This window comes from Psychrobacter sp. W2-37-MNA-CIBAN-0211 (assembly GCF_040309405.1).
GTDB lineage: Bacteria > Pseudomonadota > Gammaproteobacteria > Pseudomonadales > Moraxellaceae > Psychrobacter > Psychrobacter glaciei.
Window position 1 is genome coordinate 1 of sequence record NZ_JBEOOU010000202.1, and the last position, 272, is coordinate 272.

The following is a 272-nucleotide window of genomic DNA, read 5'->3' on the forward strand; positions in this document are numbered from 1 at the left end:
GTACTGCGCGGCGGCACGCACCAGCGCGAGACCGACGACCGCGATCGGCACGTAGAGCTTCGCGGTCACGTCGCCCTTCGTGCCGAAGCCGCGGTCGAGCAGCGGCTTGAGCAACGCCGGAATCCCGGCTTCCGTTGCCGCGACGACGGCCATCGCGAGGACGCCCGCCACCATCACCCACAGGAGCGGCTTCAGGTACGGCCAAAGGCGGCGCGCGACGACCACGGGCGACGATGCGTCTTCCCCGCCTATGGGTTTGCTAAGAGTAGGCT

1 protein-coding gene is annotated in these 272 nt (G+C 69.1%); it reads right to left on the reverse strand.

All coding sequences use genetic code 11. The annotated features are described in order from the left end of the window. The coding region (locus AAEY72_RS14905) for a hypothetical protein (protein ID WP_352311329.1) at positions 1 to 272 on the reverse strand (272 nt) is incomplete at both ends.